This is a genomic window from Amycolatopsis mongoliensis, from assembly GCF_030285665.1.
GTDB lineage: Bacteria > Actinomycetota > Actinomycetes > Mycobacteriales > Pseudonocardiaceae > Amycolatopsis > Amycolatopsis mongoliensis.
Genome location: NZ_CP127295.1, coordinates 3,753,390 through 3,778,115, shown reverse-complemented (window position 1 = coordinate 3,778,115; position 24,726 = coordinate 3,753,390). Strand labels below are relative to the sequence as shown.

The window sequence follows — 24,726 nt, the reverse complement described above, 5'->3', positions numbered from 1 at the left end:
GACAGGTTGCCTGTCCGGGGCGTTCCGTTCCGGGCGTTCCCTACTTCAGGTACTGCGACCCGTGGGTCACCGCCGAGTAGGCGTCGACCGCGCCGTGGCCGTAGAAGCCGTTGAACGACGGGTCACCCACGCAGGTCGCCGTGAACGAGGCGTCGCGGCCTTCCTTCAGGTAGTCCACCGTCCGCGGGACCGGGCAGGCGATCTTCGACGCCGTGCCCTCGAGCACGCGCTGGACCTTGTCCGGGTCCATTCCGAAGCCGGCGCCGGACTTCTTGCCGTACTGCGAAACGATCAGCGCCGCGACGCCGGTGGCGTGCGGGGTCGCCATCGACGTGCCCTGCAGCCACTGGTAGTAGCCGACCCGGCCGTCGGCCGCCGTCGCCTTCTGGACGCCCAGCGCGACACCCGCCGGCGTCACGTTGCCCGCCGCGTCGATGGTGCCTTCGGCGACGCCGACGTTCTTCGGGTACGTCGAGAGGATCTCGTTCTCGACCGTGCGGAACCACGGCGTGCCGAAGCCGTCGCGGAAGTAGCCGCCCGGCGCGGAAACCGAGATCTGCTCGGTGCCGTAGTTCGAGTAGTCCGCCTTCGCCTGCGACGGGCCGAACGCGCTGACGCCGATGGTGTGGTTGCCCTCGACCGGCAGGTTCAGGCACGAGCTGTTGTCGACCTGACGCGGGTGCGTCGTGTTGGCCGGGTAGTCCGGGCTGGTGGTGTCCGGCTGCGGCGCGCCGAGGTCGGTGTGCTGGTTGCCCAGCGCGACCACCATCGTGACGCCCTTGCGGTGCGCGTAGTTCAGCGCGCGCTGGGTCGCCTCGATGATCGTGCGCTGCTCGGCCTGCTCGGCGGCCGAGTCGGCCGGGTTCGCCTGGCAGTTGTACAGCCAGGGATCCGTGTAGAAGCTCATGTTGACGACGTCGATGCCCGCGTCGCCGGCGTAGGTCAGCGCGTCGACGGTCGGCTGCAGGAAGAAGTACCCCGAGTCCTGGCCGGCGCGGATGTTCACCAGCGTCACGTTCGGCGCGACACCGGAGACGCCGAAGCCGTTGGCCGCGGCGGCGATCGTGCCGGCGACGTGCGTGCCGTGGCCGCCGTCGTCGTGGTTCACCGGGTCGACGCAGCCGCGGAACTCGCACGGGCCGTCGACCTCGACGCCGTTGACGTCGAACGGGATGTCCTTGGTGAAGTTGCGCGAGTCGGCCGCGTCGAAGTTCGGCGCGATGTCCGGGTGCGTGCCGTCGATGCCGGTGTCGATGACGCCGACCTTGACCTGCTTGCTGCCGGCCTGCTTGGTGCGCGAGAGGTCCGAGCGGACGGACTTGAGGCCCCAGAGCTGGTCGTCCAGCGGGTCCATCCCGACGGCCTTCGTGGCGGCCTTCTTCGCGGAGGCGGCGCCGCGGCCTTCCTTCTCGGCGTTGTCGTTCTTGGCCTTCTTGCCGTTCTTCGGCAGCGAGCCGATGACCTGGGCCTTGGCCGCGCCGAACACGGCCCGGTTCGCCGAGACGCGCTCGGTGAACCCGGTCGCCGGGGCGCTGGCCTTGATGAGGCCGACGGCGCTGTTCGTCTCCAGCACGGTGCCGCCCGCGGCGCGGATCGCCTGCTGGACGGTGCCGATGCTCTGCGTGTCCTTGGCGAGCACGGTGAACTCGGTCGCCGGGCCGGACAGCGCGGGCTGCGCCGAAGCGACCGGGACCGCGACAGCCGAGATCGCCCCGAACAGCGGGACGGCCATGGCCGCGGCGAGAAGCCTGGGTCTCTGCACGATTCTCCTCCTCGGGAAAGCGGTTCCTGCACCGTATAGATCGGACATTGCGTAAACAACGGCCAAACGTACGTTATGGAACAACCGACTTCTGCTCGGCGAAGTGACAAGCTGACAAGTGGCCGTCCGTCCGCGGCACCAGTTCCGGCACCTCCGACGCGCAGATGTCCTGCGCCTTCCAGCAGCGCGTGCGGAACCGGCACCCGGACGGGGGATCCAGGGGACTCGGCACGTCACCCTCGAGCCGGATGATCTGCCGCTGGCCGCGCACGGCCGGGTCCGCCACCGGTACCGCGGACAGCAGCGCCTGGGTGTACGGGTGGGACGGTCGTTCGTAGATCTCCTCGTCCGTCCCGATTTCGACGATCTTGCCGAGGTACATCACCGCGACCCGGTTGGACAGGTGGCGCACCACGGAAAGGTCGTGCGCGATGAACACGTAGGACAGGCCGAACTCGCCCTGCAGGTCACCGAGCAGGTTCATCACCTGGGCCTGGATCGAGACGTCCAATGCGGACACCGGCTCGTCGCAGATGATCACCTTCGGCCGCAGCGCGAGCGCCCGCGCGATGCCGATGCGCTGGCGCTGCCCGCCGGAGAACTGGTGCGGGTAGCGGTTGAGGTGCTCGGGGTTGAGCCCGACGACCTCCAGCAGCTCCTGCACCTTCTTCGCCCGCGAGCCCTTCGGGGCGACGTCGGAGTGGATTTCGAACGGCTCGCCGACGATGTCGCCGACGGTCATCCGCGGGTTGAGCGAGGTGTACGGGTCCTGCAGCACGATCTGGATCTCGCGCCGCAGCTTCCGCAGTTCGTTGCCGCGCAGCGAAAAGATGTCGCGGCCTGCGAACTTGGCACTGCCGCCGGTCGGCTCTTCGAGGCGCATGAGGACCTGGGCCAAGGTGGACTTGCCGCAGCCGGACTCGCCGACGACGCCGAGCGTCTCGCCCGGCAGCAGGTCGAACGAGACGCCGTCGACCGCCTTGACCTGGCCGATCGTGCGCTTGAACAGGACGCCGGTGCGCACCGGGAAGTACTTCTTCAGGTCGGTGACCGAGAGAATGGGCTCAGGCACGGGAGTTCACCACCTCTTCGGCGAAGTGGCACGCACTGGTCCGGCCGAACCCGATGCCGATCGGCGGCGGGACGTCCACCCCGCACTTGGCTTCGGCCCGCTTGCACCGCGGGTGGAACGCGCAGCCCGGCGGGATGTCGAGCAGGCTCGGCGGCAGGCCCTTGATCGTTTCCAGCGTCTGTCCTTTGAGGTCGAGCCGGGGCAGGGAGTCCATCAGCGCGGCGGTGTAGGGGTGGGCCGGCGCGCGGAACAGCTCGACGACGTCGGCCTGTTCGACGATCCGGCCCGCGTACATCACCGCGATCCGGTCGGCGACCTCGGCGACCACCGCCAGGTCGTGGGTGATGAGCACCAGGCCCATCTTGCGCTCCGCCTGTATTTCCCGCAGGAGGTCCATGATCTGGGCCTGCACGGTGACGTCGAGTGCGGTGGTCGGCTCGTCGGCGATGAGCAGGTCCGGGTCCAGCGCGAGCGACATCGCGATCATCGCGCGCTGGCGCATGCCGCCGGAGAACTGGTGCGGGTAGTCCTTGATCCGCCGTTCCGCGGCCGGGATGCGCACGGTGTCGAGCAGCTCGATCGCGCGCTTGCGGGCGTCCTTCTTGGACATCCCGAGCCGCACCGTCAGTTGTTCCTCGATCTGGAACCCCACGGTGAAGACCGGGTTCAGCGCGGACAGCGCGTCCTGGAAGATCATCGCGATCTCGCTGCCGCGCACCTCGCGACGCCGTTCGTCGGACGCCGTGAGGAGGTCTTCGCCGCGCCAGCGCACGGCGCCGCCGGTGATCACGCCGGGCGGCATGTCGAGGATGCCCATCACCGTCTGCGCGGTGACGCTCTTGCCGGAGCCGGATTCGCCGAGCACCGCCAGGGTCTCCCCGGCGTGCACCGAATAGCCGACGCCGTTGAGCACGTTCGCCACACCGTCGGCGGTGCGGAACTCGACGTGCAGATCCTCTACTTCGAGCAGCAGTTCGTGGTCGGACAAGGGGATCTACCTCGACTTCGGATCGAGCGCGTCGCGGATGCCGTCACCCAGCATCACGAAGGCCAGCACGGTCAGGGTCACGAAACCGCCGGGGAACAGCAGCATGTGCGGATCGTTCCGGAAGTAGTCCCGCGAGTCGCTGATCATCACGCCCCACGAGATCACCGGCGGGCGCACCCCGATGCCGAGGTAGGCCAGCGTCGCCTCGGCGCCGATGAAAGCGCCGAGCGCGATGGTGGCGTACACCAGCACCGGCGCGATCGTGTTGGGCAGCAGGTGCCGGAAGATGATCCGCGGGGTGCTCGCACCGAGGCCGCGCGCGGCCTTCACGTAGTCGAGCTGCTTGGCCACCAGCGTCGCCGAGCGCATGATGCGCATGGCCACCGGCCAGCTCAGCACGGCGATGGAGCAGACCACCTGGACGATGATCGTGACCGCGCCGGGGTTCGTGCCGGGCGCGTTGAACGTCGTCAGGATGACGATCGCGCCGAGGACGAACGGCAGGCCCGCGAAGATGTCGCCGAAGCGCGACAGCAGGCTGTCGACGAACCGCCCGTAGTAGCCGGCGAAGATGCCGACGAGCGATCCGAAGAGGACGGTCAGCAGGGTCGAGAACACGCCGACCAGCAGAGACGCGCGGGCGCCGTAGATCGTGCGGGCGTAGACGTCGTAGCCCTGGTTGTCGTAGCCGAACCAGGCGTCCGCTGACGGGCCTTCGTTGGCGTGCGTGAGATCGCTGAAGCCCGCCTCCCGTGAGCTGAACAGGCCGGGCGCGATGGCGATCAGCACGATCAGCAGGATGATCACGGCGGAAATGACGAACGCCGGCTTGCGCCGCAGCTGGCGCCACGCGTCGCCCCACAGGCTGCGGGGTTTCTGCGGGCCGGCGCCGGAGTCGTCGATGCGGGACAGCTCGGCCGCGTCGGCACCGCCGCCGCCCACCAGGTTCGGGTCAGTCATAGCGGATCCTCGGGTCGAGAACGGCGTACAGCAGGTCGACGATCAGGCTCATCAGCAGGTACACCAGCACCAGCAGGACGACCACGCCGACGACGGTCGCGCTCTCCCGGTTCTGGATGCCGCGGAAGATGAGCCCGCCCAGGCCGTTGATGTTGAACACGCCTTCGGTGACGATCGCCCCGCCCATCAGGGCGCCCAGGTCGGTGCCGAGGAAGGTGAGGACCGGGATCACCGAGTTGCGCAGCAGGTGGACGCCGACCACGCGGCTCTGCGGCTGGCCCTTGGCGATCGCCGTCCGGACGTAGTCGGCGCGGCGGTTCTCGGCGATGCTCGTCCTCGCCAGCCGGGCCACGTAGGCCATGGACAGGCTGCCGAGCGCGAGGCCGGGCACGATGAGCTCGCCGACGCTCGGGTCCTCCGACACGCTGGCCTCGATCAGGCCGAGGCCGTTGCCACCCAGGGCGAGCTGCAGCACGATCGCCGTGACGAACACCGGCAGCGAGATCAGGAACGTGGTCGAGACCAGCACGAGGTTGTCGAGGAAACCCTTGCCGCGCAGGCCGGTCAGCACGCCGGCGGTGAGGCCGATGAGGGCCTCGATGACCACGGCGATCACGGCCAGGCGCAGCGTGATCGGGTACGACGTGGCGATCAGCTCGCCGACGGAGGTGCCGTTGAAGGTCTCGCCCCAGTCGCCGGTGAACAGGCTCCCGAGGTACTTGAGGTACTGGACGAACAGGTTGTCGTTCAGGTGGAACTTCTCGGTCATCTGGGCGATGTAGGCCGACGGGCAGGCGGTCTGGCCGCACTTGCCGGAGAACGGGTCGCCGGGCACGGCCCAGACCAGGACGTAGATGAGGAAGGTGGTGCCGAAGAACACCGGGATCAGCTGGAGCAGCCGTCGCAGGACATAGCGGGTCATGACGTTCCTAGTGCGCGCCGGCCGTCGTGAGTGTTTAGGGCGGTTAGAACCGCCCTAAACACTCACGACGGCGTGGTGGTGGTTGCTGCGGATCAGCGCGGCGCTACTTCTTCAGGACCTCGATGGACGGGTAGTCCGGCATCCGCCGGAAGTCCAGGGCCGCGGACTTGAGGTTCTTCGACTTCGCCGCGACGCCCTTCTCGCTCCACACCGGGATCGACGGCAGGTCCTTCGCGACCAGGTCCTCGGCCTGCTGGTACAGCTTGACCGCGGCGTCCTTGTCGGCGGTGGCGTCCGCCTGCGCGAGGATCGCGTCGACCTGCGGGTTCGAGTAGCTGGAGTCGTTCGAGGAGCCGCCGGTCTTGTAGATCGGGTTGAGGAAGTCCTCGATGGACGGGTAGTCCGCCGACCAGTCCGAACGGCCCATGCCGGTCAGCTTCTTGCCGGTGACGATGCTGCGCCACTGGCCGAAGTCGGTGGCCGGCACGAAGTCGCACTCGACGCCGAGGGTGTTCTTGATGCTGTTGCACGCCGCGGTCAGCGGTTCCTTGCGGCCGCCGTCCGCGTTGGACGCGATGGTCAGCTTGCCCTTGAAGCCGGACTTCGCGAAGGCCTCCTTGGCCGCCGCCGGGTCGAACTTGCAGAACTGGCAGACGCCGGGCCGCGCCCCCGGGATGCCCGGCGCGATGTAGCCGTCCGCGGGCACGTAGGTGTCGTTCATGACGGTCTTGGTGATCTGCGCCCGGTCGATCGCCAGCGAGATGGCCTTGCGCAGCTCGAGGTTGTTGCTGTAGCCGGGCACGTAGTACGGCACGGCGATGGTGCTGATCTCGAGCAGGTGGCCGGTGACGAGCCGGTCGCCGAGGTCGGCCTTGTACTTGCCGCCCGCGACCGCCGACGGCGGCAGCGCCTCCATGAAGTCCAGCCGCCCGCTCAGCAGGTCCTGGTAGGCGGTCTCCTGGCTCGAGTAGATCTTGATGTCGAGGTCCTTGAAGTGGACCTTGTCGTCACCCTTGTAGTCGTCGAAGCGGGTGAGCTTGATGTCCTGGTTCGGCGTCCGCGAGACGAACTTCATCGGGCCGTTGCCGATGGGGTGCTGCTCGAAGCCCTTGGGATCCTTGAAGAACGCGTCGGGCAGCGGCGCGAACGCCTGGTAGCCGACCTTGATGTCGAACACCGAGAACGGCGCGTCGAGCGTGACCTGGAACTCGTAGTCGCTCTTCTGCACCAGGCCGGACATCTTGTCCGTGGCCGGCTTGGCGTTCTCGTCCGCGGGGTGGACGTCCTTGTACCCCTGGATGTTCGAGAAGAAGTCCGTGTTGAGCTGCCCGTTCGGGGCGTAGGCGCCGTAGTTCCAGGCGTCGATGAAGTTGTGCGCCTTCACCTCGGTGCCGTCGTGGAACTTCCAGCCCTGCTTGATCTTGATGTCGTAGACCTTGGAGTCGGTCGTCGTGATCGAGTCGGCCATCAGGTTGAACGGCTTCGCGTCCGCGCCCTTGAAGCCGACCAGCGTCGCGAACATGACCTGGATCGCCTTGGTGCCGCCGAGGTCGTTGATGTTCGTCGGGACCAGCGCGTTCTGCGGCTCGGTGCCGTAGACGCTGACCGCGCCGTCCGGGTTGGTCTCGCCGGCGCCCGCGGAGCTGCCCGAACCGCCACCGCACGCGGCGAGCGCGAGCGCCAGCGAGGTCATCACCACCGTGGGTCCCCAGAGCCTGCGCGAACGACGCATGTCCCCTCCATCTCCGTCTGTCCGAAAGGTGAGACGCACGCTATCGGGGGCGATGAAGCTGATCACAGGACTGCGGTGTTGCAAATCAGTGACGACCGTCGGGACCACCTGGTTGGAGCACAACCAAGGTAGGAAACCGGGTACTCCGGACGGCCTAGCGCGGACACGTGGTCATCACGCGCTCACGTTCGGTTCGTGTTCGATTCTCCTTGCGGCACAAGCCCTTTCGGGCGTCCGAACGGGTCGGTGCGGAGCTTGTCAAGAGCCCCGCCTGACCGGATCCGGAATCCGGCGCGGCCCTCGCCCGAACCGGATCAGGCCAGCGAGAGGGCGATCCCGTCCAGGATGTCGTGCTCGCTGACCACCAGCTCGGTCGGGCCGCCGCGGGCCGCGAGCTGCTCGGCGAGGGTCTGGACCACCACGGCGCCCCCGGCGATCACGTCGACGCGGCCGGGGTGGATCACCGGGTTCGCCGCCCGGGTCGCGTGGTTCTCGGCCAGCAGCCGCGTCGCGAGCCGGTCGATGTCCGCGGGGCCGAGCTTCGACAGGTGGACGCGCTCGCGGTCGTACTCCGTCAGCTCCTGGGCGATGGCCGAGAGCGTCGTCACCGTGCCGGCGACGCCGACCCAGGTCTTCGCGCGGGCGACGTCGACGACGTCGAACGCCTCGGTGAGGACCTTGCCGGCCAGGTCGCGGGCGGCGGCGATCTCGTCGGCGGTCGGCGGGTCGCTCTTCAGCGCGCGCTCGGTGATCCGGACGCAGCCGATGTCGACGGACTTCGCGGCGAGCACCTCGGCCTGCCGGCCGTCCCAGGTGCCCAGGACGAGCTCGGTCGAGCCGCCGCCGACGTCGGCCACGACGAACGGGCCGTCGGCCGGGTCCTGTTCGCCGACCGCGCCGGTGAAGCTGAGCCGGGCTTCCTCGTCGCCGGTGATCACCTCGGCCTCGACGCCGAGGGTCTCGCGCGTCATGCGGAAGAAGTCGTCGCGGTTCTTCGCGTCGCGGGTGGCGGAGGTGGCGACCATGCGCACCTTCTCGACGCCTTTGCGCCGGGCCGCGACCGTGTAGTCGGCGAGCGCGACACGGGTGCGTTCGAGTGCCTCGGGAGCGAGTTCGCCGGTGGCGTCGACGCCCTGGCCGAGCCGGACGATCCGCATCTCGCGGTGCAGGTCGCGCAGGTCGACCGTGCCGTCGTGGCGCGGCGTCAGCTCGGCGACGAGCAGGCGGATGGAGTTGGTCCCACAGTCGATCGCGGCAACACGAGGCATGCGATCACCCTAGCTGGCGGGTGTCGTCCCGACGGTCGTGGTCGTGGTGGTCGTCGTGACCGAGGTGACCGTCTGCCCGCACGTCGGCTCCACGGGAGTGGTCTTCGTCGGCGGGGTGGTGGTGGTCTCACCGGTTTCCGTCGTCGAAGGCGGCGGAGTGGTCGTCGTGGTGATCACCGTGGTCGTGGTGGGTGTCGTCGTCGGCGGCTTCGTGCACGAGCCCGGAGTTGTGGTCGTGGTCGGCGGCTTCGAGGTGCCCGTCGTCGGCGGCACGCTCGGCGTCGTCGTCGGAACCGGTGGGGGCGGGATCGCCGGTGGCGCGGGGAGCGCCGCCGCGTTCGGGGCGCCGATCGGGACCGTGCTGTCCGGCACCTGCATGATCCCGTTGCGGTAGGCCTCGGCCCACAGGATCACGGTGTTCACGTACGTGTCGGAGTTGTTGTAGCGGTAGATCGCGCCGCGCAGCTGGTCCGGGTTCGCCAGGTCGAAGCCGCCGGAGCAGAGGTAACGGCCGGTGGCCAGGGCCGCGTCGAAGATGTTGTTGGGGTCGGACTTGCCGTCGCCGTTGCCGTCGGAGGCGTAACCGCGCCAGGTCGCCGGGATGAACTGCGTCGGGCCGACCGCGCGATCCCACACCGGGTCCGTGTCGAGCTCGCCGTGGTCGGTGTCGGGGATCGCGGCGAACCCGCCCTGGCCGTTGAGCTCCGGGCCGAGGATCGGCTCGCGGGTGGTGCCGTTCGCGTCGACATAACCACCGCGGGCGTGGTTGGACTCGATCCGGCCGATGCTGGCGATCAGGGCCCAGTCGATGTGGCACGCGGGCTGCTCGCGGCCGAGGATGTCGGCGGCGTTCTTGTACGCGACGAGCGCGGTGGCGGGGATGCCGAGGGGGCCGTCGGGGAGTTCGTACGCCGGGAGCGGCAGCGGGGTGGGGGCGCCGGGGAGGGTGCCGTCGACGGCGATCTGCTGGATGGCGGCGTGCCCGGGGTCGTAGCCCTGGCCGAGTGCGGCGTCGCGGGTGTGGTCACCGCTCCCGCCGAGCCAGCCGAGGGTGCCACCGCCGGCGAGCAACGCCGGGATCACCGCGAAGATGCCGGTGATCAGGGGGAACGCGGTGCGGTGGCGGATCCCGAATCTTCGGGTGTGGCTTCCGACTGCGTCAGGCAGTCGCCGCACGCGCATAGCTAGCACCCTCCTGGCCGGATCGCCTCATCCACCCTCGGGTGACAGCCTGCCGTACCCGGGGCGCGGTTTCACCCCTTCGGGAGTCTGGATCTCGCCGGACGGGGGTTTTCGCTCACCCAGCCCAGTTATCTGTTTACGTCGCGCGAGCGTTACGCGGCGCAGTCCCCTGTGGGCCACCCGTTCGCCTTAAGGAGCTCCAGCGTCTCGTCACCGAACGGATTCACGCCCGGACCGACCGCGAGGGAGTGCGCGACGTGCACGTGCAGGCACTTGACGCGTCCGGGCATGCCCCCGGCGGTGACCTGGTGGCCGAGCGGCTCGATCGCGTCGCGCTCGGCGAGGTAGGTCTCGTGGGTCCGCTGGTAGCGGGCAGCGAGCTCGGGATCGGTGGAGAGCCGCTCGGTCATCTCCTTCATGATCCCGGACGCCTCGATCGTGCCGATCATCGAGTTCAGCTTCGGGCAGGTCAGGTAGTAGAGGGTCGGGAACGGCGTGCCGTTCTCCAGCCGCGGGCTGGTCTGCACGACGGAGGGGTGCCCGCTCGGGCACCGGGCGGCGACGGCCCGCAGCGCCCGCGGCGGCCGCCCGAGCTGCTCCGCGATGATCTCGCGGTCGGCGTCGGTGACGGGCTCGAACCGGTGCTGCTGCGTGCTGTTCACGCGCTCAAGGTTAGAGCGTGAGGCTCACCACCCGGCCCGCGCCCCAAGCGCCCCAATGTGGCGTTCGGTGCGTCCGACGCACCGAACGCCACATTGGGTGCGTCAGACGCAACCAACGCCACATTGGGGCGTTCGGGCTCAGCCGCCCGAGACCTGGTTCCAGAGGTTGTCGTACCAGGAGCCGTCCGGGACCTGCTGCTGTCCCGGCTGGGGCGCCGCGTCCGGGGCCTTGTCCTCGGGCAGCTGGACGATGTACGGCGTCTCGCCCGGCTTGACGTACCGCAGCCGCCGCCGGGCTTCGGCCTCGATCTGCGCCGGGTCGCTCAGCTCCGCCTTGCGGCCCTGGAGCTGGGCGACCGTCTGCTGCAGCTGGGCCTGCTGCGCCTGCTGCTCGCGGATCTCGGTCCGCTGGGCGAGGTACGTGCGCAGGGGCACGGCGATGGTGAACGCCAGCGCGCACACCACGATCGCCACCACCGCCGCGCGGCGGGTGGTGGACATGCCGAGCACCTTCGCCGCACCGGACGCGCGCTTCGCCGCCAGGCTCCGGCGGAGCCGGGCCCGGGTCGTCTCCGCGTCGCCGGTGCGCCGGCGCGCCGCCTCGGGACGGCGGGCCGGCGCGGGCCGGCTGGCCCGCGAAGCCCCGCCGCCGCCTCGGCGGTTGCGCGTCGTCCTCCCCCGGTCGGCCATGGCAGGCTCAGCCCTCGGCGCTGAACCGCGGGAAGGCCAGCTCGCCGGCGTACCGGGCGGCGTCACCGAGGGTCTCCTCGATGCGCAGCAGCTGGTTGTACTTGGCGATCCGCTCGCCGCGGGCCGGGGCACCGGTCTTGATCTGGCCGACGCCGGTCGCGACCGCCAGGTCGGCGATGAACGTGTCCTCGGTCTCGCCGGAACGGTGGCTCATCATCGACTTGTAGCCGAACGACGTGGCCAGCGAGATCGCGTCGAGCGTCTCGGACAGCGTGCCGATCTGGTTGACCTTCACCAGCAGCGCGTTGGCGGCGCGGCGGGTGATGCCCTCCTCGAGGCGGTCCGGGTTGGTGACGAACAGGTCGTCGCCGACGATCTGGACCTTCTCGCCGACCTCGGCGGTCAGGGTGACCCAGCCGTCCCAGTCGTCCTCGCTCAGCGGGTCCTCGATGGACACGAGCGGGTAGTCGCGCAGCAGCTCGGCGTAGTACGCCGACATCTGCTCCGCGCTCTTCTTGCTGCCTTCGAAGGTGTACGCGCCGTCGGCGAAGAACTCCGTCGCGGCGACGTCCAGCGCGAGCGCGACCTCGCGGCCCGGGGTGTAGCCGGCCTTCTCGATGGCCTGCAGGATCAGGTCGAGCGCCTCGCGGTTGTTCGCCAGGTTCGGCGCGAAGCCGCCCTCGTCGCCCAGACCGGTCGAGAGGCCGCGGCCCTTCAGCACCGACTTCAGCGAGTGGTAGACCTCGGCGCCCCAGCGCAGGGCCTCGCGGAAGGTCTCCGCGCCGATCGGCGCGATCATGAACTCCTGGACGTCGACGTTGCTGTCCGCGTGCGAACCGCCGTTGAGGATGTTCAGCATCGGGACCGGCAGCACGTGCGCGTTCGGCCCGCCCAGGTAGCGGAACAGCTCCAGCTCGGCCGACTCGGCGGCGGCCTTCGCGACGGCCAGCGAGACGCCGAGGATGGCGTTCGCGCCGAGGCGGGACTTCGCCGGCGTGCCGTCGAGGTCGACCAGCTTCTGGTCGACGATCCGCTGGTCGACGGCCTCGATGCCGACCATCTCCGGGCCGATCTCGTCGAGCACCGCGGCGACCGCGCGCTCGACGCCCTTGCCGTTGTAGCGGCCGGTGTCGCCGTCCCGCAGCTCGACCGCTTCGTGTTCGCCGGTGGACGCACCGGACGGGACCGCGGCCCGCGCGAGCGTGCCGTCGTCGAGCGCCACCTCCACCTCGACGGTCGGGTTGCCACGCGAGTCCAGAATCTCGCGCGCGCCTACCTGCTCGATGAGAGCCACGCCATGCTCCTCGGTGCGTCGTGCCTGTAGTGAATGCCGCCTCCGCGGGAAAGCGAACGTCGGCGGGTGGTGACGCCCAGCCTAGCCGTCGCCGCAGTTCACCCGTTGGAGGCACGGCCGGTCACTCACTCGTCAGTGCGGACCGCCTGCCAGCCCGGAGGCAGCTCCACGGTCTCGGACGTCTGCTGCCAGAACGTCCAGCTGTTGCCGCCGAGGTCGGCGACGGTGAACACCCGGGCGCCGTAGGGCTGGTCCTGCGGCGGCTCGAGCTCGCCCTCGTCGCCGAGCGCCGCCCCGATCCGCGCGTAGGCCTCGTCGACGTCGTCGACGTAGAGGATGTTGAGCTGGCCGACCGGCCCGTCGACGCCCTTGGCCTGCCAGTAGTCCGGCCCGACGCCGGCGATCTGGATCCGCGCGTCGCCCGCGCGCAGCGTCGCCTGGAAGACCTCGCCGGCCCCGTCGCAGAACCGGACCTCCTCGGTGAACCCGAAGACCCTGGTCAGCCAGGCGAGCGCCGCCGTGGCGTCGGAGTAGTACAGGTAGGGCGCCAGGCCCCGGTACGGGCTGCTCATGGCGGGACAGTCCATCACGTCCCGTTCGGCGGCGTGTGCAAGCCCCTCTTCCGAGGTAACGTGGGATGACCATGACGGACGCCGCAGCTGCTTCGCAGCCTCCCGAGGAGTCGCGGTTCCATGCCTTCCGCCAGGCCGAGGATCTGGTGGGCCGCCGCCGTCCGCTGGACGCACTGAAGGCGTTGCAGCCCTTGCTGGAATCCGAAGAGGACAAGCCGTCGGTCCACCTCCTGGCCGGGCGCGCGTACTTCCACTCCGCGCAGCTGCGGCGCGCCGAGCAGGCGTTCACCCGGGTGCTGGAACTGGACCCGACGGACCACTACGCCCGGTTCATCCTCGGCCGGACCCTGCAGCGCCTCGGCCGGTTCGTCGAGGCGCTGGCCCAGATGCGGATGGCGTCGGCGATGAACCCGGTGCCGGAGTACCTCGAGGCGATCAGCGAAGTCAAGGCGCACATCGCCCTGCGCGAGCTGTGACCGAAAGGGCCGAACGGCCCCGAGGTCTCGGACTTTCGGCTGATGGATCCGGGCCCCTCGGCCGATCCGCGGCACCCCCTCGTCCGGCGAGGCTGGTTCCAGACCGAACCAGGGAGGGACCACGATGTCGATCTTCGCCACGCTGGGCGCTTACGCCGGCTTGCTGCTGCTGGTGCTCATGGCCGTCACGCCGTTCTTCGCCGACCGGGAACTCTGACTCACGGCGCGACGCTCGCCTCCGCGTAGGCGTCCGCCGCGCTGAAGACGTCCTGGCCGTACGCGACTCCGGCGTTGTAGAACAGGATCGCGCGCCACCAGCCCGCCGGCGTGCCCAGGTCGTCGCCGCCCGAGCACAGGTAGCGCGCCGCCGTGAAGGCCGCGTCGTCCACGTTCTGGGGGTCCGGCGTGCCGCCGTCGCCGTTGGCCCGCTCCTGGTACTTCTTCCACGTCGACGGCAGGAACTGCAGCGGGCCGATCGCGTGGTCCCACGTCTTGTCGCCGTCGAGCTTGCCGCCGTCGGTGTCGTGCACGGCGGGGACGCCCGCCGAGCCGTTCAGCGGTGGGCCGACCACCGGCTTCGCGACCCGGCCGTCCGCGCCGATCGCCGAGAGGTCGAAGTTCCCGCGCCCGGCCTCGACCCGGCCGATGCCCGCCGGCGTCGCCCACGAGAGGTGGCACGTCGGCTTCTGCCGCTGCATCCACATCTCCGCCCGGCCGTACGCGGCGAGCACGCGCGCCGGGAGGTGCGTCTTGTCCGCGACGCGGGTCGCCCACGCGTCCAGCTCGGCCTGGTCGGACACCGCCGGCCGGTCGACCGGGGCGGCGAGCCCGGCACGCGGCGACTCGGCGCCGGGCTGCGGGCGCTGCTCCGGGATGGGCAGCGCCGGCCGCGGCGGCGGGGGCGCGGCGGCGGGGGCGGCCGGGTTCCGGATACCGATCGTGACGACCAGGACCACGCCGGTGAGCACCAGCGCCAGCGCGAGGGCCGCGCGGCCGAGGTAGCGCCGCGGCGGACCACCCGGGGGCGCGTGCGGAGGTGTGACGGTCGGCTGAGCGGTATCGGCCACCCGATCAGGTTACGGAGCCACTCAAGAGGGACCCTCTGCCGCCTGACCAGGCAAGCGGAGGGTAAAAACAGGTCCACTGCCAGCGACGTCACAGAATTCGTTATCGAGTCGACGCGCAGGGCCCTGACCTGCGGTTACCCTAACCTAACTTTGCTCTTGAGTCCGATTTGCCCGATTGCATCGTTTCGAGCGAACGCGCACCGGCTGGACTTACAGGTGAGCCTTACCTAAAAACATCTTGTACCCAGCAGACCCAGGAGGCGGACCGGTGTTGTTCTCGAGCGCGCTGATCGGGCTGCGCGAAGGCCTGGAAGCCGCACTGGTCGTCAGCATCCTGGTGGCGTTCCTGGTCAAGACCGACCGGCGCCACGCGCTGCGCTGGGTGTGGCCGGGCGTCGGCGCCGCGGTGCTGCTGTCGGTCGCCGTCGGCGCGGTCCTGACCTACACGACGGCCCAGCTGTCGTTCGAGCACCAGGAGCTGCTCGGCGGGAGCCTGTCGATCGTCGCGGTCGTGTTCGTCACCGCGATGATCTTCTGGATGCGTAAGGCGGCCAAGAGCATCGCCGCCGAGCTGCGCGGGAAGATGGACGACGCGCTGGACGTCGGCCCCCTGGCCGTGCTGCTGCTGTCGTTCCTCGCGGTCGGCCGCGAAGGACTCGAGACCGCGGTGTTCTTCTACTCCACCGTCCAGGCCGCGCAGTCGGACACCGTGCAGCCGCTGATCGGCTTCGCCGTCGGCATCGCGGCGGCGGTGATCCTGGCCTACCTGCTCTACAAGGGCGCCGTCCGGTTCAACCTGACGAAGTTCTTCACGATCACCGGCGTCCTGCTCGTGTTCGTCGCCGCGGGCGTGCTCGGCTACGGCCTGCACGACCTGCAGGAGGCCGCGTTCCTGCCGGGCATCGGCACCCTGGCGTTCGACGCCTCGGCGACGGTGCCCGAGACGTCCTGGTACGGCGCCCTGCTCAAGGGCATCTTCAACTACTCGCAGCAGACGACCTTGCTGCAGGCCATCGCGTGGGTCGCCTACGTCGTCATCGTGCTGCCCCTCTTCCTCAAGCCCAGCAAGACCGCGCCGGCGCCCGCCGCCGCGGCCGCCTCGAAGGAGTGAGCGTGCGCAAGTCCCCCCGAACTCCACTGGCCGTGGTGGCCGGTGCCGCCGCCCTGGTGGCACTGACCGCGTGCGACAGCCAGGGCAGCACCGGGAACGAGACCGCCGCGGCCGGTGGCCCGATCAAGGTCGAGGCGACCGACACCGCGTGCACCGTCTCCGCCACCACCGCGGGCGCGGGCAACGTGACCTTCGAGATCACCAACAAGGGCACCAAGGTCACCGAGTTCTACCTCTACGCCGAGGGCGACCGGATCGTGGGCGAGGTCGAGAACATCGCGCCCGGGCTGAACCGGCGGCTGATCGTCGAGGTCGCCGACGCCGGCAAGTACCAGACCGCCTGCAAGCCGGGCATGGCGGGCGACGGCATCCGGGGCGAGTTCACCGTCACCGGCGGCGCGGCGAAGCAGGGCGACGCCAACGCGCAGAAGGCCCAGGCCACCAAGAGCTACGCCGGCTACGTCGCGAACAACACCGCCGCGCTCGAGGAGGAGACGGGCAAGTTCGTCGACCTCGTGAAGGCGGGCAAGGTCGACGAGGCGAAGGCCGCGTACGCGCGCACCCGCACCTACTACGAGCGGATCGAGCCGGTGGCCGAGAAGTTCGGCGACCTGGACCCGGCCATCGACGTCCGCGAGGCCGACCTCGAGCCGGGTCAGCAGTTCACCGGCTTCCACCGGCTGGAGAAGGACCTCTTCGTGTCCGGCCTGCAGGCCGACAGCCCGCAGATCGCGGACAAGCTGCTGACCGACGTCAAGGACCTGGTCGCGAAGTCGAAGACGTTCGAGCTGACCGCACTCGACCTCGCGAACGGCGCGAAGGGCCTGCTCGACGAGGTCGCAACCGGCAAGATCACCGGCGAGGAGGAGACCTTCTCGCACACCGACCTCTGGGACTTCCAGGCCAACGTGGACGGTTCGAAGGGCGCGATCACCTCGCTGCGCCCGCTGCTGCAGGAACGCGACGCGGCCCTGGTGTCCACTTTGGACAAGGAGTTCGCGAACGTGCAGGGCCTGCTCGACAAGACGCGCGCCGGTGAGGGCTTCAAGCTGTACAACGAGCTTTCCCAGGACCAGGTCAAGGAGTTCGCCTCGGCCGTCGACGCGCTGAGCGAGCCGCTGAGCAAGGTTGCGGAGGTCGTGTCCAAGTGAGCGAGGAGGGCACCCGCGTCTCCCGCCGGAAGCTCTTCGGCCTGGCGGGAGCGGGTGTCGCGCTCGCCGGGGCCGGGGCCGCGGCGGGCATCGGGATCGACAAGGCGACCAGTGGCAACGCCGAGGCGTCGGTGACCACCGTCGACTTCCACGGCGAGCACCAGGCCGGGATCGTCACGCCGGCCCAGGCGAACCTGCACTTCGCCGCCCTCGACGTCACCACGAAGGACCGCGAAAAGCTGCGGCAGCTGCTGAAGACGTGGACCGACGCGGCTCGCCGGATGACGGCCGGCCAGGAGGTCGTGCCGAACGGCGCGGTGGGCAGCGGCGACTACGCGCCGCCCGGCGACACCGGCGAGGCGCTGGACCTGCCGGCGTCGCACCTGACCCTGACCATCGGCTTCGGCCCCTCGCTGTTCGACGGCCGCTTCGGCCTCGCGGGGAAGCGGCCGCCGCAGCTGATCGACCTGCCGCTGTTCCCGAAGGACAAGCTCGACCCGGCCCGCGGCGGCGGCGACCTGTGCATCCAGGCCTGCGCGGACGACCCGCAGGTGGCGGTGCACGCGGTCCGCAACCTGGTGCGGCTCGGGTTCGGCGTCACCGAGGTCCGCTGGTCGCAGCTCGGCTTCGGCCGCAGCTCGTCGACGTCGCGCGAGCAGCAGACACCCCGGAACCTGTTCGGCTTCAAGGACGGCACCAACAACATCAAGTCCGAGGACACCGACTTCCTGCGCGACCAGGTCTGGGCCACGGCGGCCGACGGCCAGGCGTGGATGGCCGGCGGCTCGTACCTGGTGGCGCGCCGGATCCGGATGCACATCGAGACGTGGGACCGCGAAACCCTCGACGGCCAGCAGCAGATCGTCGGCCGCACGAAGGGCACCGGCGCCCCGCTGGGCCAGACCGCGGAGTTCGACGAGCTGGACCTCGACGTCGGCGGTGCGGGCGGCGAGCCCCTGATCCCGGCGGACGCGCACGTCCGGCTGGCCTCGCACCAGGCGCTGAACGGCGTGCGGATCCTGCGCCGCGGCTACAACTTCGTCGACGGCTCCGACGGCGTCGGCCACCTCGAGGCGGGGCTGTTCTTCCTGGCGTTCAACCGCGACACCCGCAAGCAGTACGTGCCGATGCAGCAGGCGCTGTCGTCGAAGGACGCGATGATGGAGTACGTCCAGCACACGGGTTCGGCGCACTTCGCGGTGCCGCCGGGCGTCTCGCGGACCGGTTACTGGGGCGAAGGCCTCTTCGCCTAGTCCACCTGTTCCGTCGGGTACCGGTCGCGGATGCGCGAGTTGAAGAACCGGCCGAGGCTCGGCGCGCCCATCAGCGCCCGGTGCACGGACTCCGGCACCAGCCGGTAGCGGTAGACGCTCTCGTTCACGAACTCGATCTCCAGGACGTGCTCCTCGCGGTCGTAACCGATCGACGCGATCGTCGAGGAGCTGACGGCTTGCCGGTGCATGACCGTCATCATATCGCCTTGCCTAAAGCCTTTAGGAAGTTCTACGTTGAGCTTAGGCAAAGGAGGTGGTGGTGATGGCACGCGCCGGGGTGACGACCGAGCGGCTGGTCCGCGCGGGCGCCGAGCTGGCCGACGAAATCGGGTTCGACCGGGTGACGCCGTCGGAGCTGGCGCGGCGGTTCGACGTCAAGGTCGCCAGCCTGTATTCGCACGTCAGGAACGCACACGACCTGCGGACGCGGATCGCGCTGCTGGCACTGGACGAGCTCGCCGACCGGGCCGCCGCCGCGCTGGCCGGCCGTGCGGGGCGGGAAGCGCTGGTCGCGTTCGCCGGCGTCTACCGCGACTACGCCCGCGAGCACCCCGGCCGGTTCGCCGCGGCGCAGCTGCGGCTCGACCCGGAGACCGCGGCGGCGAGCGCGGGCGTGCGGCACGCGCAGCTGATGCGCGCGATCCTGCGGGGCTACGACCTGACCGGGCCGGACCAGACGCACGCCGTCCGGCTGCTCGGCAGCTTCTTCCGCGGGTTCGTCGCCCTCGAAGCCGACGGCGGTTTCGACCACAGCCCGCCCGCGTCCGCGGACAGCTGGACCCGCCTCCTCGACGTCCTCGATTCCCTACTCCGCGATTGGCCACGACCGTGATCACCACCCCGCTGACCGCCGACCTGGTGCGCGGCGCCCTCGAACTCGAAGAAACCCCGCGTGGCCTGGTGGCGCACCGGCTGCCCGCCCGCGCGCGGGCGCAGAACACCGATCCACGGCTCGCGATGGCCGACACGCAGCCCGCCGGGGTCCGCCTGCGGTTCCGCACGACGGCCGCCGTCATCGAACTGGAGACGCTGCCGACCAAGATCGAGTACCCGGGCGCACCGCCGCGTCCGGATGGCGTGTACGACCTGCTCGTGGACGGCAAGCTCACCGCACAGGCGACCGCGCCCGGCGGCGTGCGGTTCCCCGGCTTGCCCGGGCACCTCAAGGACGTCGAGATCTGGTTGCCGCACAACGAAATCACGGAACTGGTCGCGCTGCGGACGGACGCGCCGGTCGTCCCCGCCCCGCCGCCCGGCCGGGTGTGGCTGCACCACGGCAGTTCGATCAGCCAGGGCTCGAACGCGGTCAGCCCGTCGACGACGTGGGCCGCGCTGACCGCGGTTTCGGCCGGGGTCGAGCTGGTCAACCTGGGGTTCAGCGGCAACGCGATGCTGGACCCGTTCACCGCCCGCGCGCTGCGGGACACCCCGGCCGACCTGGTCAGCGTCAAGATCGGCATCAACATCGTCAACGCCGACCTGATGCGCCTGCGCGCGTTCGGCCCGGCCGTGCACGGGTTCCTGGACACGGTCCGCGAGGGTCGCCCGTCGGCGCCGCTCCTGGTCGTCTCGCCGCTGTACTGCCCGATCCACGAGCGGACGCCCGGCCCCGGCGACTTCGACCACGAAGCACTGGCTTCGGGCGTGGTGCGGTTCCGGGCCACCGGCGACCCGGCCGAGGTCGCGGCCGGGAAGCTGACGCTGGAGGTGGTCCGCGCCGAGCTGGCGCGCATCGTCGCGCAGCGGCAGGACCCTCATCTGCACTACCTGGACGGGCTTGCGCTGTACGGGCCCGCCGACCACGCCGAGTTCCCGCTACCGGACGAGCTGCACCCGGACGCGCCCGCGCACCGCCGGATCGCCTCGCGCTTCACGGAACTGGCCTTCGGCGGCCCGTTCGCTTGACTTCAACCTCCCTTGAAGTTGTCTGCTTCGGGGCATGTTCACCGAAGCAGAGCTCGCCTACCTCGAGGCCCAGCCGCTGGGCCGGCTCGCCACCCGGCAGCCGAACGGAACGCTGCAGGTCAACCCGGTCGGCTTCCGGTACAACCCGGACGAGAAGACCATCGACGTCACCGGGCACAACCTGCGCCACAGCAAGAAGTTCCGCAACCTGGCGGCCGACGACCACGTCGCGTTCGTCGTCGACGACCTGCCGTCCACGAACCCGTGGCGGGTGCGCTGCCTGGAGATCCGCGGCCGCGCGGAGGCGCTGACCGAGGTGAACCTCCCGGACAACCACTTCGACGACGCCGTGATCCGGATCCACCCTTCGCGGATCCTCGCGTTCGGCGTGGAGGACTGGGACCGGGAGCCACTCGAGCTGGAGACGAACATCCGCGACGTGTGAGGCCGGTCCGGCGGCCGCCACGGGACTCTGGGGGTTCCCGTGGCGGCCTCGCCGGTTGGCCGGTGTCAGCGGCGGCCGCCCCCGGCCGTGTAGGTCGCGGTGCCCGCGACCGCCAGCGTCAGCGCCGTCCAGGTGGCCGTCGCCGATCCCGATGGCTGCAGCATCCAGGCCACGATGTGGCTCGTCGTCGAGCCGTCGTCGTGGACGAAGGGTGTTATGGCTGCCCAGAGCAGCGGGAGCGTCCAGCCGAACTGGCCGCCCGCGACCGTCGCCGCCAGGACGGCCAGGCCCAGCAGCCCCGCCGCGTCGCGCAGGATGATCGATATGTCGACAGTCAGCGTGCCCAGCTCCTGGACCGCCAGCACCGCGCCGCCGGCCGCCAGGCCGATCAGGGCCAGGTGCGCGAACCGGCGGACCGGCCACGGGAGCGCCGCCGTGCGGTCGAGGTCCGGGTCCTGGCCGCTGAGCCCGATCGCCGCCACCGCGATGCCCGCCGTCAGCGTCAGCATGACCGGGATCGACGACCACGAGTCGCGCGCCAAGAACCACACGCCCGCCGTCGCGGCCAGCAGGGCGGTGAACGCCGCCGGGACCTGCCGCGAACGCGCGTAGAGCGCCGCCCACCTCATCGCACGGCCCCCGGCACCAGCGTGTCGAGCGGGTCGCCCTGGCAGGTCAGGAGCGTCTGACGCAGAGCGACTACCCGGTCGAACTGGACCTCGGGCGGCAGCGAGCGGAACTTCGCCCACGCACCCTCGATCGGACCGGATTGGCGGCCGACCCACTTCGCGCCGTACTCGGGCAACAGCTTCAGCTCGCCGGTGAAGTACGCCGCCGCGATCATGCGGGCACCGACGTCGGCCACGTCGCCGCGGCTCGGCGGCAAGCACGAGGGCAGCCCGGCCCCGGCCAGCACCGCGAGCCGCAGCTCGGTCGCGTCCCCCGTGAGCAGGTCTTCGTCTCGCTGGAAGTCGAGGTGGACGACGCCGGGATCGCGGGCGGGCGCAGTGGTGAAGGAGTCCGGCGCCAGCTGCTCTTCGATCCGGGTGGGCGCGCCGGGCAGCTTCGCCAGCATGGCCAGTGCTTCCCGGCCCGGCACGCCCAAGGCAGCCAGCCTGTCTTCGTGCGCCCGGCTGACGCAGATCGGCCCGTCACAGACCTTCTGGGCGGCGACGCCGTCGGGGACCAGGAGCCCGCCGGCGGACGCCGGGAAGACCGGCAGGGCGATCGCGGCCCCGGCCACCACCGGGAGCAAGCCGAGGAGCCGGGCCCGCGCGGAGTTCGCCGCCAGCACCAGGAATCCCGTCACGGCCAGCCCCGCGAACCACACCGTCTGCCCGAGGTCCACCGAACCCGCCGTCGTCACCAGTGCGCCCCGCGGCTGCCCGAGAGCCGGCGCCAGCAGCCCGAACCGGCTGTACGGCATCGACAGCGCGGCCCCTTCGAGCGACGTCCAGGCCAGGATCGACACCACCAGCGTCAGCACGGCCAGTGCGGGCGCGGTCAGCGGGTGCGGCAGCAGCCGGCCGACCGCCAAGCCCACCCAACTCCCCGCCACGACGGCGAGCAGGCCGACGAGGACGACCGGCAGGAAGCGCGCGGACACGAACCCGCCGTGGCCGAGCACCTCCACCAGGCCGACGCCGAACACCAGAAGGAACCCGAGCGCGCTCAACGCCCCCACCGCGCCCGCCAGCCGGACCGCCCGGTGCCAGCCCGGCCGGGACGTCGTGGCCAGCAGCTCGACCATGCCGGAGCGGCTGTCGCGCATGCCCTGGATCGCCCCGGCGCCGACGGCGATCGGCCACAGGAACACCAGCAAGAACCGCAGCCACAGCGCGGTGGTCGTCGTGTGCGCCGTCCACGGGGCGGGCACCTTCCACCACGGCCCGGACAGCAGGAACAGGAAACCGAGCGCCACCACGAGCAGCGCCAGCCCGGCCCAGGGCGCGATGGAGCGCCGCAGTTCGATGCGCAGGATCATCACCACGCCCCCTGGCCCGGCCGGTGGTCCAGAAGCGCCGAATAGCCGCGCTCGATCGGGCTGTCCCCCACGTGCTCCGCGGTGCCGGCCGCGGCCAGCTCGTCCGGTGTCCCCTGGAACACCAGCTTGCCCTCGGCGAACAGGACGACGTCCGAGCACGCCGTCCCGACGTCCTCGACCAAGTGCGTCGAGATCAGCACGCACGAGTCCTGGCCGAGCTCCTGCACCAGCTCGCGGAACCGCACGCGCTGCGCCGGGTCGAGCCCGGCAGTCGGCTCGTCCAGCAGCAGGATGTCCGGGTCGTTGACGATCGCCTGCGCGATCCCGACCCGCCGGACCATGCCGCCCGACAGCGTCTTCATCCGGTCGTCCGCGCGGTCGGCGAGCCCCACCCGCTCGATCGCGCGCTGCACCGCACCGGGGATGTCCTCTTTGGACACCTCCTTGAGCCACGCGATGTACTCGACGAACTCCCGGACGGTGAACCGCTTGTAGTACCCGAAGTTCTGCGGCAGGTAGCCGATCCGCCGGCGCAGGCCGCGCCGCCCGGCGTGCCCCCCGGCCGGCGCACCGAGCAGCGACAGCCTGCCTTCCGCCGGCCGGAGCACCGTCGCCAGCGCCCGGATCAGCGTCGTCTTGCCCGCGCCGTTGGGCCCGAGCAAGCCGTGCACCCCCTTGCCGAGTGACAGGTCCAGCCCGTTCACGGCCATTTTCCGCCGCCCCACCCGCACCTTCAGCCCTTCCGCCTGGATTTCCCAGGCGTAGGCCGTGGGCGCGACCTCGGCGGCCCCGACTGCACGCATGTTCTTCCTCCCTAGTTGCGCGCGCCGAGCCGGGTGAACGCGCCCTTGTGCAGGGCGACGACCACCGACGTCAGCGCGAAGATCACCGCCCACACCGGCAACGCGCCGGTGCTGAGCGCAAACGTTTGTTCGTGGGCCGCCACGGTGGGCAGCAGCAGTCCCGCGACCCACACCGCGATCAGCACGTACGCCGCCCGGGTAACGCCGATCAGCCCACCCAGCGCGAGCGTCCCCGTGGTGAAGGCCAGGCTCGGCAGCAGCCAGAGCGCGAGGGCCGTGCCGGTCAGCCACCCGGCGACCCCGAGCACCGGCAGGACGACCAGGAGCACGGCCAGCGTCCGCCGCGCGATCAGGTACAGCCCGGCCCGCGGCGTCGCGACGACGACTTCGTACGCCGGATCAAGCCCCCGCGCCCACGACGCGGCGACGCCGAGCACCGGCAGCACCGGCGCGAGCAGCTGCACCGCCGTCACCTTCAGCACCGACTCCCCGAAGTGGTCGAGCAGCGCCGCGAGCAGCGTGACCAGCACGATCATCCCCAGCCACGGCAGCATCACCGGGGTGACCCACGTGTCGAGCCACCGCCGCCGGCTCCGATAGCGGGCCCGGGGTCGCACGGGCTGCCCGTGGAACGGGACGCCCGACAGCTCGATTTCGACGCCGAGCCGGTTCCAGACGAGGTCCACCACCGGCTGGACGGGCGCCACGTCGGCGAGCCGCGCCCGGCACGCCCGGCACGTCTCCAGGTGCGCTTCGAGGCCCCACAGCCGGTCGGCCGGGAGGCCGTAGCCCGCCACGTACTCGGCGATGAGCTCGTCCGACGCATGGGTCATGACAGTGCCTCCCGCATCGCGAACCGCGCCCGCCGCGCGCGGGTCTTGACGGTTCCTTCCGGCAGCCCGAGCAGGACGGCGGTCTCCCGGACGGTCAGCCCGTCGAGCACCATCGCCTGCAGCACCTGCCGCAGCTCCGGGGCGAGGTCGCGCAGCGCGTCGCCGACCTCGTCCCCCATCGCCGCCGCCAGGGCCACGTCCTCCGCCGCCGGCACGGGCGCGGCGTCGAGAGCCACTTCCGCCGGCACCTCGGCGTGGTGCGCCCGGCGCCGGAACGCGTCGACCAGCCGGCGCGCCGCGATCGTCCACAGCCAGCCGACCGCGGTGCCGCCGGTCGCCGCCCCCGCGAACGAGCCCGCCGCGCGCCACACGGCCAGGTACGTCTCCTGCATGACCTCGGCGACGACCTGCTCGTCCGCGCACCGGCGGCGCAGGCGCACGGCGAGCCAGGGCGACGTGCGGCGGTAGAGCTCCTCGAACGCCGCACGGTCGCCCTTGGCGGTGCGCCGGACGAGGTGCTCCTCGTCGGCGTCCTCCAGTGGCAGCTTCCTCACACCAGGCAAGACGCCGGAT

26 protein-coding genes are annotated in these 24,726 nt (G+C 70.7%); 7 read left to right on the top strand and 19 right to left on the bottom strand.

Annotated features, from left to right (window positions below; translation table 11 throughout):
• Positions 1-40: 40 nt before the first annotated feature.
• The 12 genes from QRX60_RS18515 to QRX60_RS18460 form a co-directional block, all read right to left on the bottom strand.
• A complete protein-coding gene (locus QRX60_RS18515; protein WP_286003633.1) occupies positions 41-1,732 on the bottom strand; it encodes a S8 family serine peptidase in 1,692 nt (563 codons plus the stop codon).
• Positions 1,733-1,835: 103 nt separating this feature from the next.
• Positions 1,836-2,834: an ABC transporter ATP-binding protein gene (locus QRX60_RS18510; protein ID WP_286002018.1), complete on the bottom strand. Its 999-nt coding sequence runs from the start codon at positions 2,832-2,834 to the stop codon at positions 1,836-1,838.
• A complete protein-coding gene (locus QRX60_RS18505; RefSeq protein ID WP_286002017.1) occupies positions 2,827-3,822 on the bottom strand; it encodes an ABC transporter ATP-binding protein in 996 nt (331 codons plus the stop codon). Before QRX60_RS18505 ends, QRX60_RS18510 begins: the two co-directional genes overlap by 8 nt.
• Positions 3,823-3,828: 6 nt before the next feature.
• Positions 3,829-4,782, bottom strand: a complete 954-nt coding sequence (locus tag QRX60_RS18500; protein ID WP_286002016.1) for an ABC transporter permease — start codon at positions 4,780-4,782, stop codon at positions 3,829-3,831.
• A complete protein-coding gene (locus QRX60_RS18495) occupies positions 4,775-5,704 on the bottom strand; it encodes an ABC transporter permease (protein WP_286002015.1) in 930 nt (309 codons plus the stop codon). Before QRX60_RS18495 ends, QRX60_RS18500 begins: the two co-directional genes overlap by 8 nt.
• 103 nt (positions 5,705-5,807) lie before the next feature.
• Entirely contained in the window at positions 5,808-7,436 is a 1,629-nt protein-coding gene (locus tag QRX60_RS18490) for a peptide ABC transporter substrate-binding protein (RefSeq protein WP_286002014.1), read from the bottom strand.
• A gap of 314 nt (positions 7,437-7,750) precedes the next feature.
• Positions 7,751-8,704, bottom strand: a complete 954-nt coding sequence (locus QRX60_RS18485; protein WP_286002013.1) for a Ppx/GppA phosphatase family protein — start codon at positions 8,702-8,704, stop codon at positions 7,751-7,753.
• 9 nt (positions 8,705-8,713) lie between these two features.
• Entirely contained in the window at positions 8,714-9,886 is a 1,173-nt protein-coding gene (locus tag QRX60_RS18480) for a lytic transglycosylase domain-containing protein (RefSeq protein ID WP_286002012.1), read from the bottom strand.
• Positions 9,887-10,038: 152 nt separating this feature from the next.
• Positions 10,039-10,548, bottom strand: coding sequence for a DUF501 domain-containing protein (locus tag QRX60_RS18475; RefSeq protein ID WP_286002011.1), 510 nt, complete (start codon positions 10,546-10,548; stop codon positions 10,039-10,041).
• Between the two features lie 138 nt (positions 10,549-10,686).
• A complete protein-coding gene (locus QRX60_RS18470) occupies positions 10,687-11,049 on the bottom strand; it encodes an FtsB family cell division protein (protein WP_286003632.1) in 363 nt (120 codons plus the stop codon).
• 196 nt (positions 11,050-11,245) lie between these two features.
• Positions 11,246-12,532 carry a phosphopyruvate hydratase gene (eno, locus tag QRX60_RS18465; RefSeq protein WP_286002010.1) on the bottom strand — a complete coding sequence of 429 codons (1,287 nt, stop codon included), beginning with the start codon at positions 12,530-12,532 and terminating at the stop codon, positions 11,246-11,248.
• A 125-nt stretch (positions 12,533-12,657) separates the two neighbouring features.
• On the bottom strand, positions 12,658-13,104 hold the full coding sequence (locus tag QRX60_RS18460) for a VOC family protein (RefSeq protein ID WP_286002009.1): 447 nt from the start codon (positions 13,102-13,104) through the stop codon (positions 12,658-12,660).
• A 71-nt stretch (positions 13,105-13,175) separates the two neighbouring features.
• Here QRX60_RS18460 and QRX60_RS18455 point away from each other — a divergent pair, with 71 nt between their 5' ends.
• Positions 13,176-13,580, top strand: a complete 405-nt coding sequence (locus QRX60_RS18455) for a tetratricopeptide repeat protein (RefSeq protein ID WP_286003631.1) — start codon at positions 13,176-13,178, stop codon at positions 13,578-13,580.
• Between the two features lie 218 nt (positions 13,581-13,798).
• On the opposite strand, the gene QRX60_RS18450 is transcribed toward QRX60_RS18455, so the two are convergent.
• Positions 13,799-14,548 (bottom strand): lysozyme family protein, encoded by a 750-nt coding sequence (locus QRX60_RS18450; protein WP_286003630.1) that lies wholly within the window; start codon positions 14,546-14,548, stop codon positions 13,799-13,801.
• A gap of 367 nt (positions 14,549-14,915) precedes the next feature.
• Here QRX60_RS18450 and efeU point away from each other — a divergent pair, with 367 nt between their 5' ends.
• From efeU to efeB, 3 genes are read left to right on the top strand one after another with little or no spacing between them, the layout of a single operon-like run.
• Complete coding sequence (gene efeU, locus QRX60_RS18445; protein ID WP_286002008.1) at positions 14,916-15,758, top strand: iron uptake transporter permease EfeU; 843 nt, start codon at positions 14,916-14,918, stop codon at positions 15,756-15,758.
• Positions 15,755-16,909, top strand: coding sequence for an iron uptake system protein EfeO (gene efeO / locus QRX60_RS18440; protein WP_286002007.1), 1,155 nt, complete (start codon positions 15,755-15,757; stop codon positions 16,907-16,909). The genes efeU and efeO overlap by 4 nt, the downstream gene beginning before the upstream one ends.
• A complete protein-coding gene (gene efeB / locus QRX60_RS18435; RefSeq protein ID WP_286002006.1) occupies positions 16,906-18,162 on the top strand; it encodes an iron uptake transporter deferrochelatase/peroxidase subunit in 1,257 nt (418 codons plus the stop codon). The genes efeO and efeB overlap by 4 nt, the downstream gene beginning before the upstream one ends.
• Here efeB and QRX60_RS18430 read toward each other — a convergent pair.
• Positions 18,159-18,371 carry a KTSC domain-containing protein gene (locus QRX60_RS18430; protein WP_286002005.1) on the bottom strand — a complete coding sequence of 71 codons (213 nt, stop codon included), beginning with the start codon at positions 18,369-18,371 and terminating at the stop codon, positions 18,159-18,161. The two genes, efeB and QRX60_RS18430, sit on opposite strands and share 4 nt — an antisense overlap.
• Positions 18,372-18,445: 74 nt before the next feature.
• On the opposite strand from QRX60_RS18430, the gene QRX60_RS18425 reads away from it, so the two are divergent.
• From QRX60_RS18425 to QRX60_RS18415, 3 genes are read left to right on the top strand one after another with little or no spacing between them, the layout of a single operon-like run.
• Complete coding sequence (locus QRX60_RS18425) at positions 18,446-19,015, top strand: TetR/AcrR family transcriptional regulator (RefSeq protein WP_286003629.1); 570 nt, start codon at positions 18,446-18,448, stop codon at positions 19,013-19,015.
• Positions 19,012-20,088 (top strand): GDSL-type esterase/lipase family protein, encoded by a 1,077-nt coding sequence (locus QRX60_RS18420; protein WP_286003628.1) that lies wholly within the window; start codon positions 19,012-19,014, stop codon positions 20,086-20,088. Before QRX60_RS18425 ends, QRX60_RS18420 begins: the two co-directional genes overlap by 4 nt.
• Before the next feature lie 34 nt (positions 20,089-20,122).
• Entirely contained in the window at positions 20,123-20,533 is a 411-nt protein-coding gene (locus QRX60_RS18415; RefSeq protein ID WP_286002004.1) for a PPOX class F420-dependent oxidoreductase, read from the top strand.
• A 65-nt stretch (positions 20,534-20,598) separates the two neighbouring features.
• On the opposite strand, the gene QRX60_RS18410 is transcribed toward QRX60_RS18415, so the two are convergent.
• Genes QRX60_RS18410 through QRX60_RS18390 form a run of 5 tightly spaced genes read right to left on the bottom strand, consistent with a single transcriptional unit; the run spans position 20,599 to position 24,707 of the window.
• Entirely contained in the window at positions 20,599-21,162 is a 564-nt protein-coding gene (locus QRX60_RS18410; protein ID WP_286002003.1) for a hypothetical protein, read from the bottom strand.
• Positions 21,159-22,517 (bottom strand): hypothetical protein, encoded by a 1,359-nt coding sequence (locus QRX60_RS18405; RefSeq protein WP_286002002.1) that lies wholly within the window; start codon positions 22,515-22,517, stop codon positions 21,159-21,161. The genes QRX60_RS18410 and QRX60_RS18405 overlap by 4 nt, the downstream gene beginning before the upstream one ends.
• The gene (locus tag QRX60_RS18400) at positions 22,517-23,320 is read right to left on the bottom strand and encodes an ABC transporter ATP-binding protein (protein WP_286002001.1); all 804 of its coding nucleotides are present in this window, start codon (positions 23,318-23,320) and stop codon (positions 22,517-22,519) included. The genes QRX60_RS18405 and QRX60_RS18400 overlap by 1 nt, the downstream gene beginning before the upstream one ends.
• 11 nt (positions 23,321-23,331) lie before the next feature.
• Positions 23,332-24,153 (bottom strand): zf-HC2 domain-containing protein, encoded by an 822-nt coding sequence (locus QRX60_RS18395; RefSeq protein ID WP_286002000.1) that lies wholly within the window; start codon positions 24,151-24,153, stop codon positions 23,332-23,334.
• Positions 24,150-24,707 (bottom strand): RNA polymerase sigma factor, encoded by a 558-nt coding sequence (locus tag QRX60_RS18390; RefSeq protein ID WP_286001999.1) that lies wholly within the window; start codon positions 24,705-24,707, stop codon positions 24,150-24,152. Before QRX60_RS18390 ends, QRX60_RS18395 begins: the two co-directional genes overlap by 4 nt.
• Positions 24,708-24,726: the final 19 nt, after the last annotated feature.

What these genes read in the sequence shown, in the direction of transcription:
- QRX60_RS18455 (WP_286003631.1), top strand. Translation starts at nt 13,176, where the DNA reads ATGACGGACGCCGCAGCTGCTTCGCAGCCTCCCGAGGAGTCGCGGTTC.
- QRX60_RS18415 (WP_286002004.1), top strand. Translation starts at nt 20,123, where the DNA reads ATGTTCACCGAAGCAGAGCTCGCCTACCTCGAGGCCCAGCCGCTGGGC.
- QRX60_RS18395 (WP_286002000.1), bottom strand. Translation starts at nt 24,153, where the DNA reads ATGACCCATGCGTCGGACGAGCTCATCGCCGAGTACGTGGCGGGCTAC.
- QRX60_RS18480 (WP_286002012.1), bottom strand. Translation starts at nt 9,886, where the DNA reads ATGCGCGTGCGGCGACTGCCTGACGCAGTCGGAAGCCACACCCGAAGA.
- QRX60_RS18405 (WP_286002002.1), bottom strand. Translation starts at nt 22,517, where the DNA reads ATGATCCTGCGCATCGAACTGCGGCGCTCCATCGCGCCCTGGGCCGGG.
- QRX60_RS18470 (WP_286003632.1), bottom strand. Translation starts at nt 11,049, where the DNA reads ATGTCCACCACCCGCCGCGCGGCGGTGGTGGCGATCGTGGTGTGCGCG.
- QRX60_RS18495 (WP_286002015.1), bottom strand. Translation starts at nt 5,704, where the DNA reads ATGACCCGCTATGTCCTGCGACGGCTGCTCCAGCTGATCCCGGTGTTC.
- QRX60_RS18490 (WP_286002014.1), bottom strand. Translation starts at nt 7,436, where the DNA reads ATGCGTCGTTCGCGCAGGCTCTGGGGACCCACGGTGGTGATGACCTCG.
- QRX60_RS18460 (WP_286002009.1), bottom strand. Translation starts at nt 13,104, where the DNA reads ATGAGCAGCCCGTACCGGGGCCTGGCGCCCTACCTGTACTACTCCGAC.
- QRX60_RS18515 (WP_286003633.1), bottom strand. Translation starts at nt 1,732, where the DNA reads ATGGCCGTCCCGCTGTTCGGGGCGATCTCGGCTGTCGCGGTCCCGGTC.
- QRX60_RS18430 (WP_286002005.1), bottom strand. Translation starts at nt 18,371, where the DNA reads ATGCACCGGCAAGCCGTCAGCTCCTCGACGATCGCGTCGATCGGTTAC.
- QRX60_RS18400 (WP_286002001.1), bottom strand. Translation starts at nt 23,320, where the DNA reads ATGCGTGCAGTCGGGGCCGCCGAGGTCGCGCCCACGGCCTACGCCTGG.
- QRX60_RS18500 (WP_286002016.1), bottom strand. Translation starts at nt 4,782, where the DNA reads ATGACTGACCCGAACCTGGTGGGCGGCGGCGGTGCCGACGCGGCCGAG.
- QRX60_RS18425 (WP_286003629.1), top strand. Translation starts at nt 18,446, where the DNA reads ATGGCACGCGCCGGGGTGACGACCGAGCGGCTGGTCCGCGCGGGCGCC.
- QRX60_RS18485 (WP_286002013.1), bottom strand. Translation starts at nt 8,704, where the DNA reads ATGCCTCGTGTTGCCGCGATCGACTGTGGGACCAACTCCATCCGCCTG.
- QRX60_RS18410 (WP_286002003.1), bottom strand. Translation starts at nt 21,162, where the DNA reads ATGAGGTGGGCGGCGCTCTACGCGCGTTCGCGGCAGGTCCCGGCGGCG.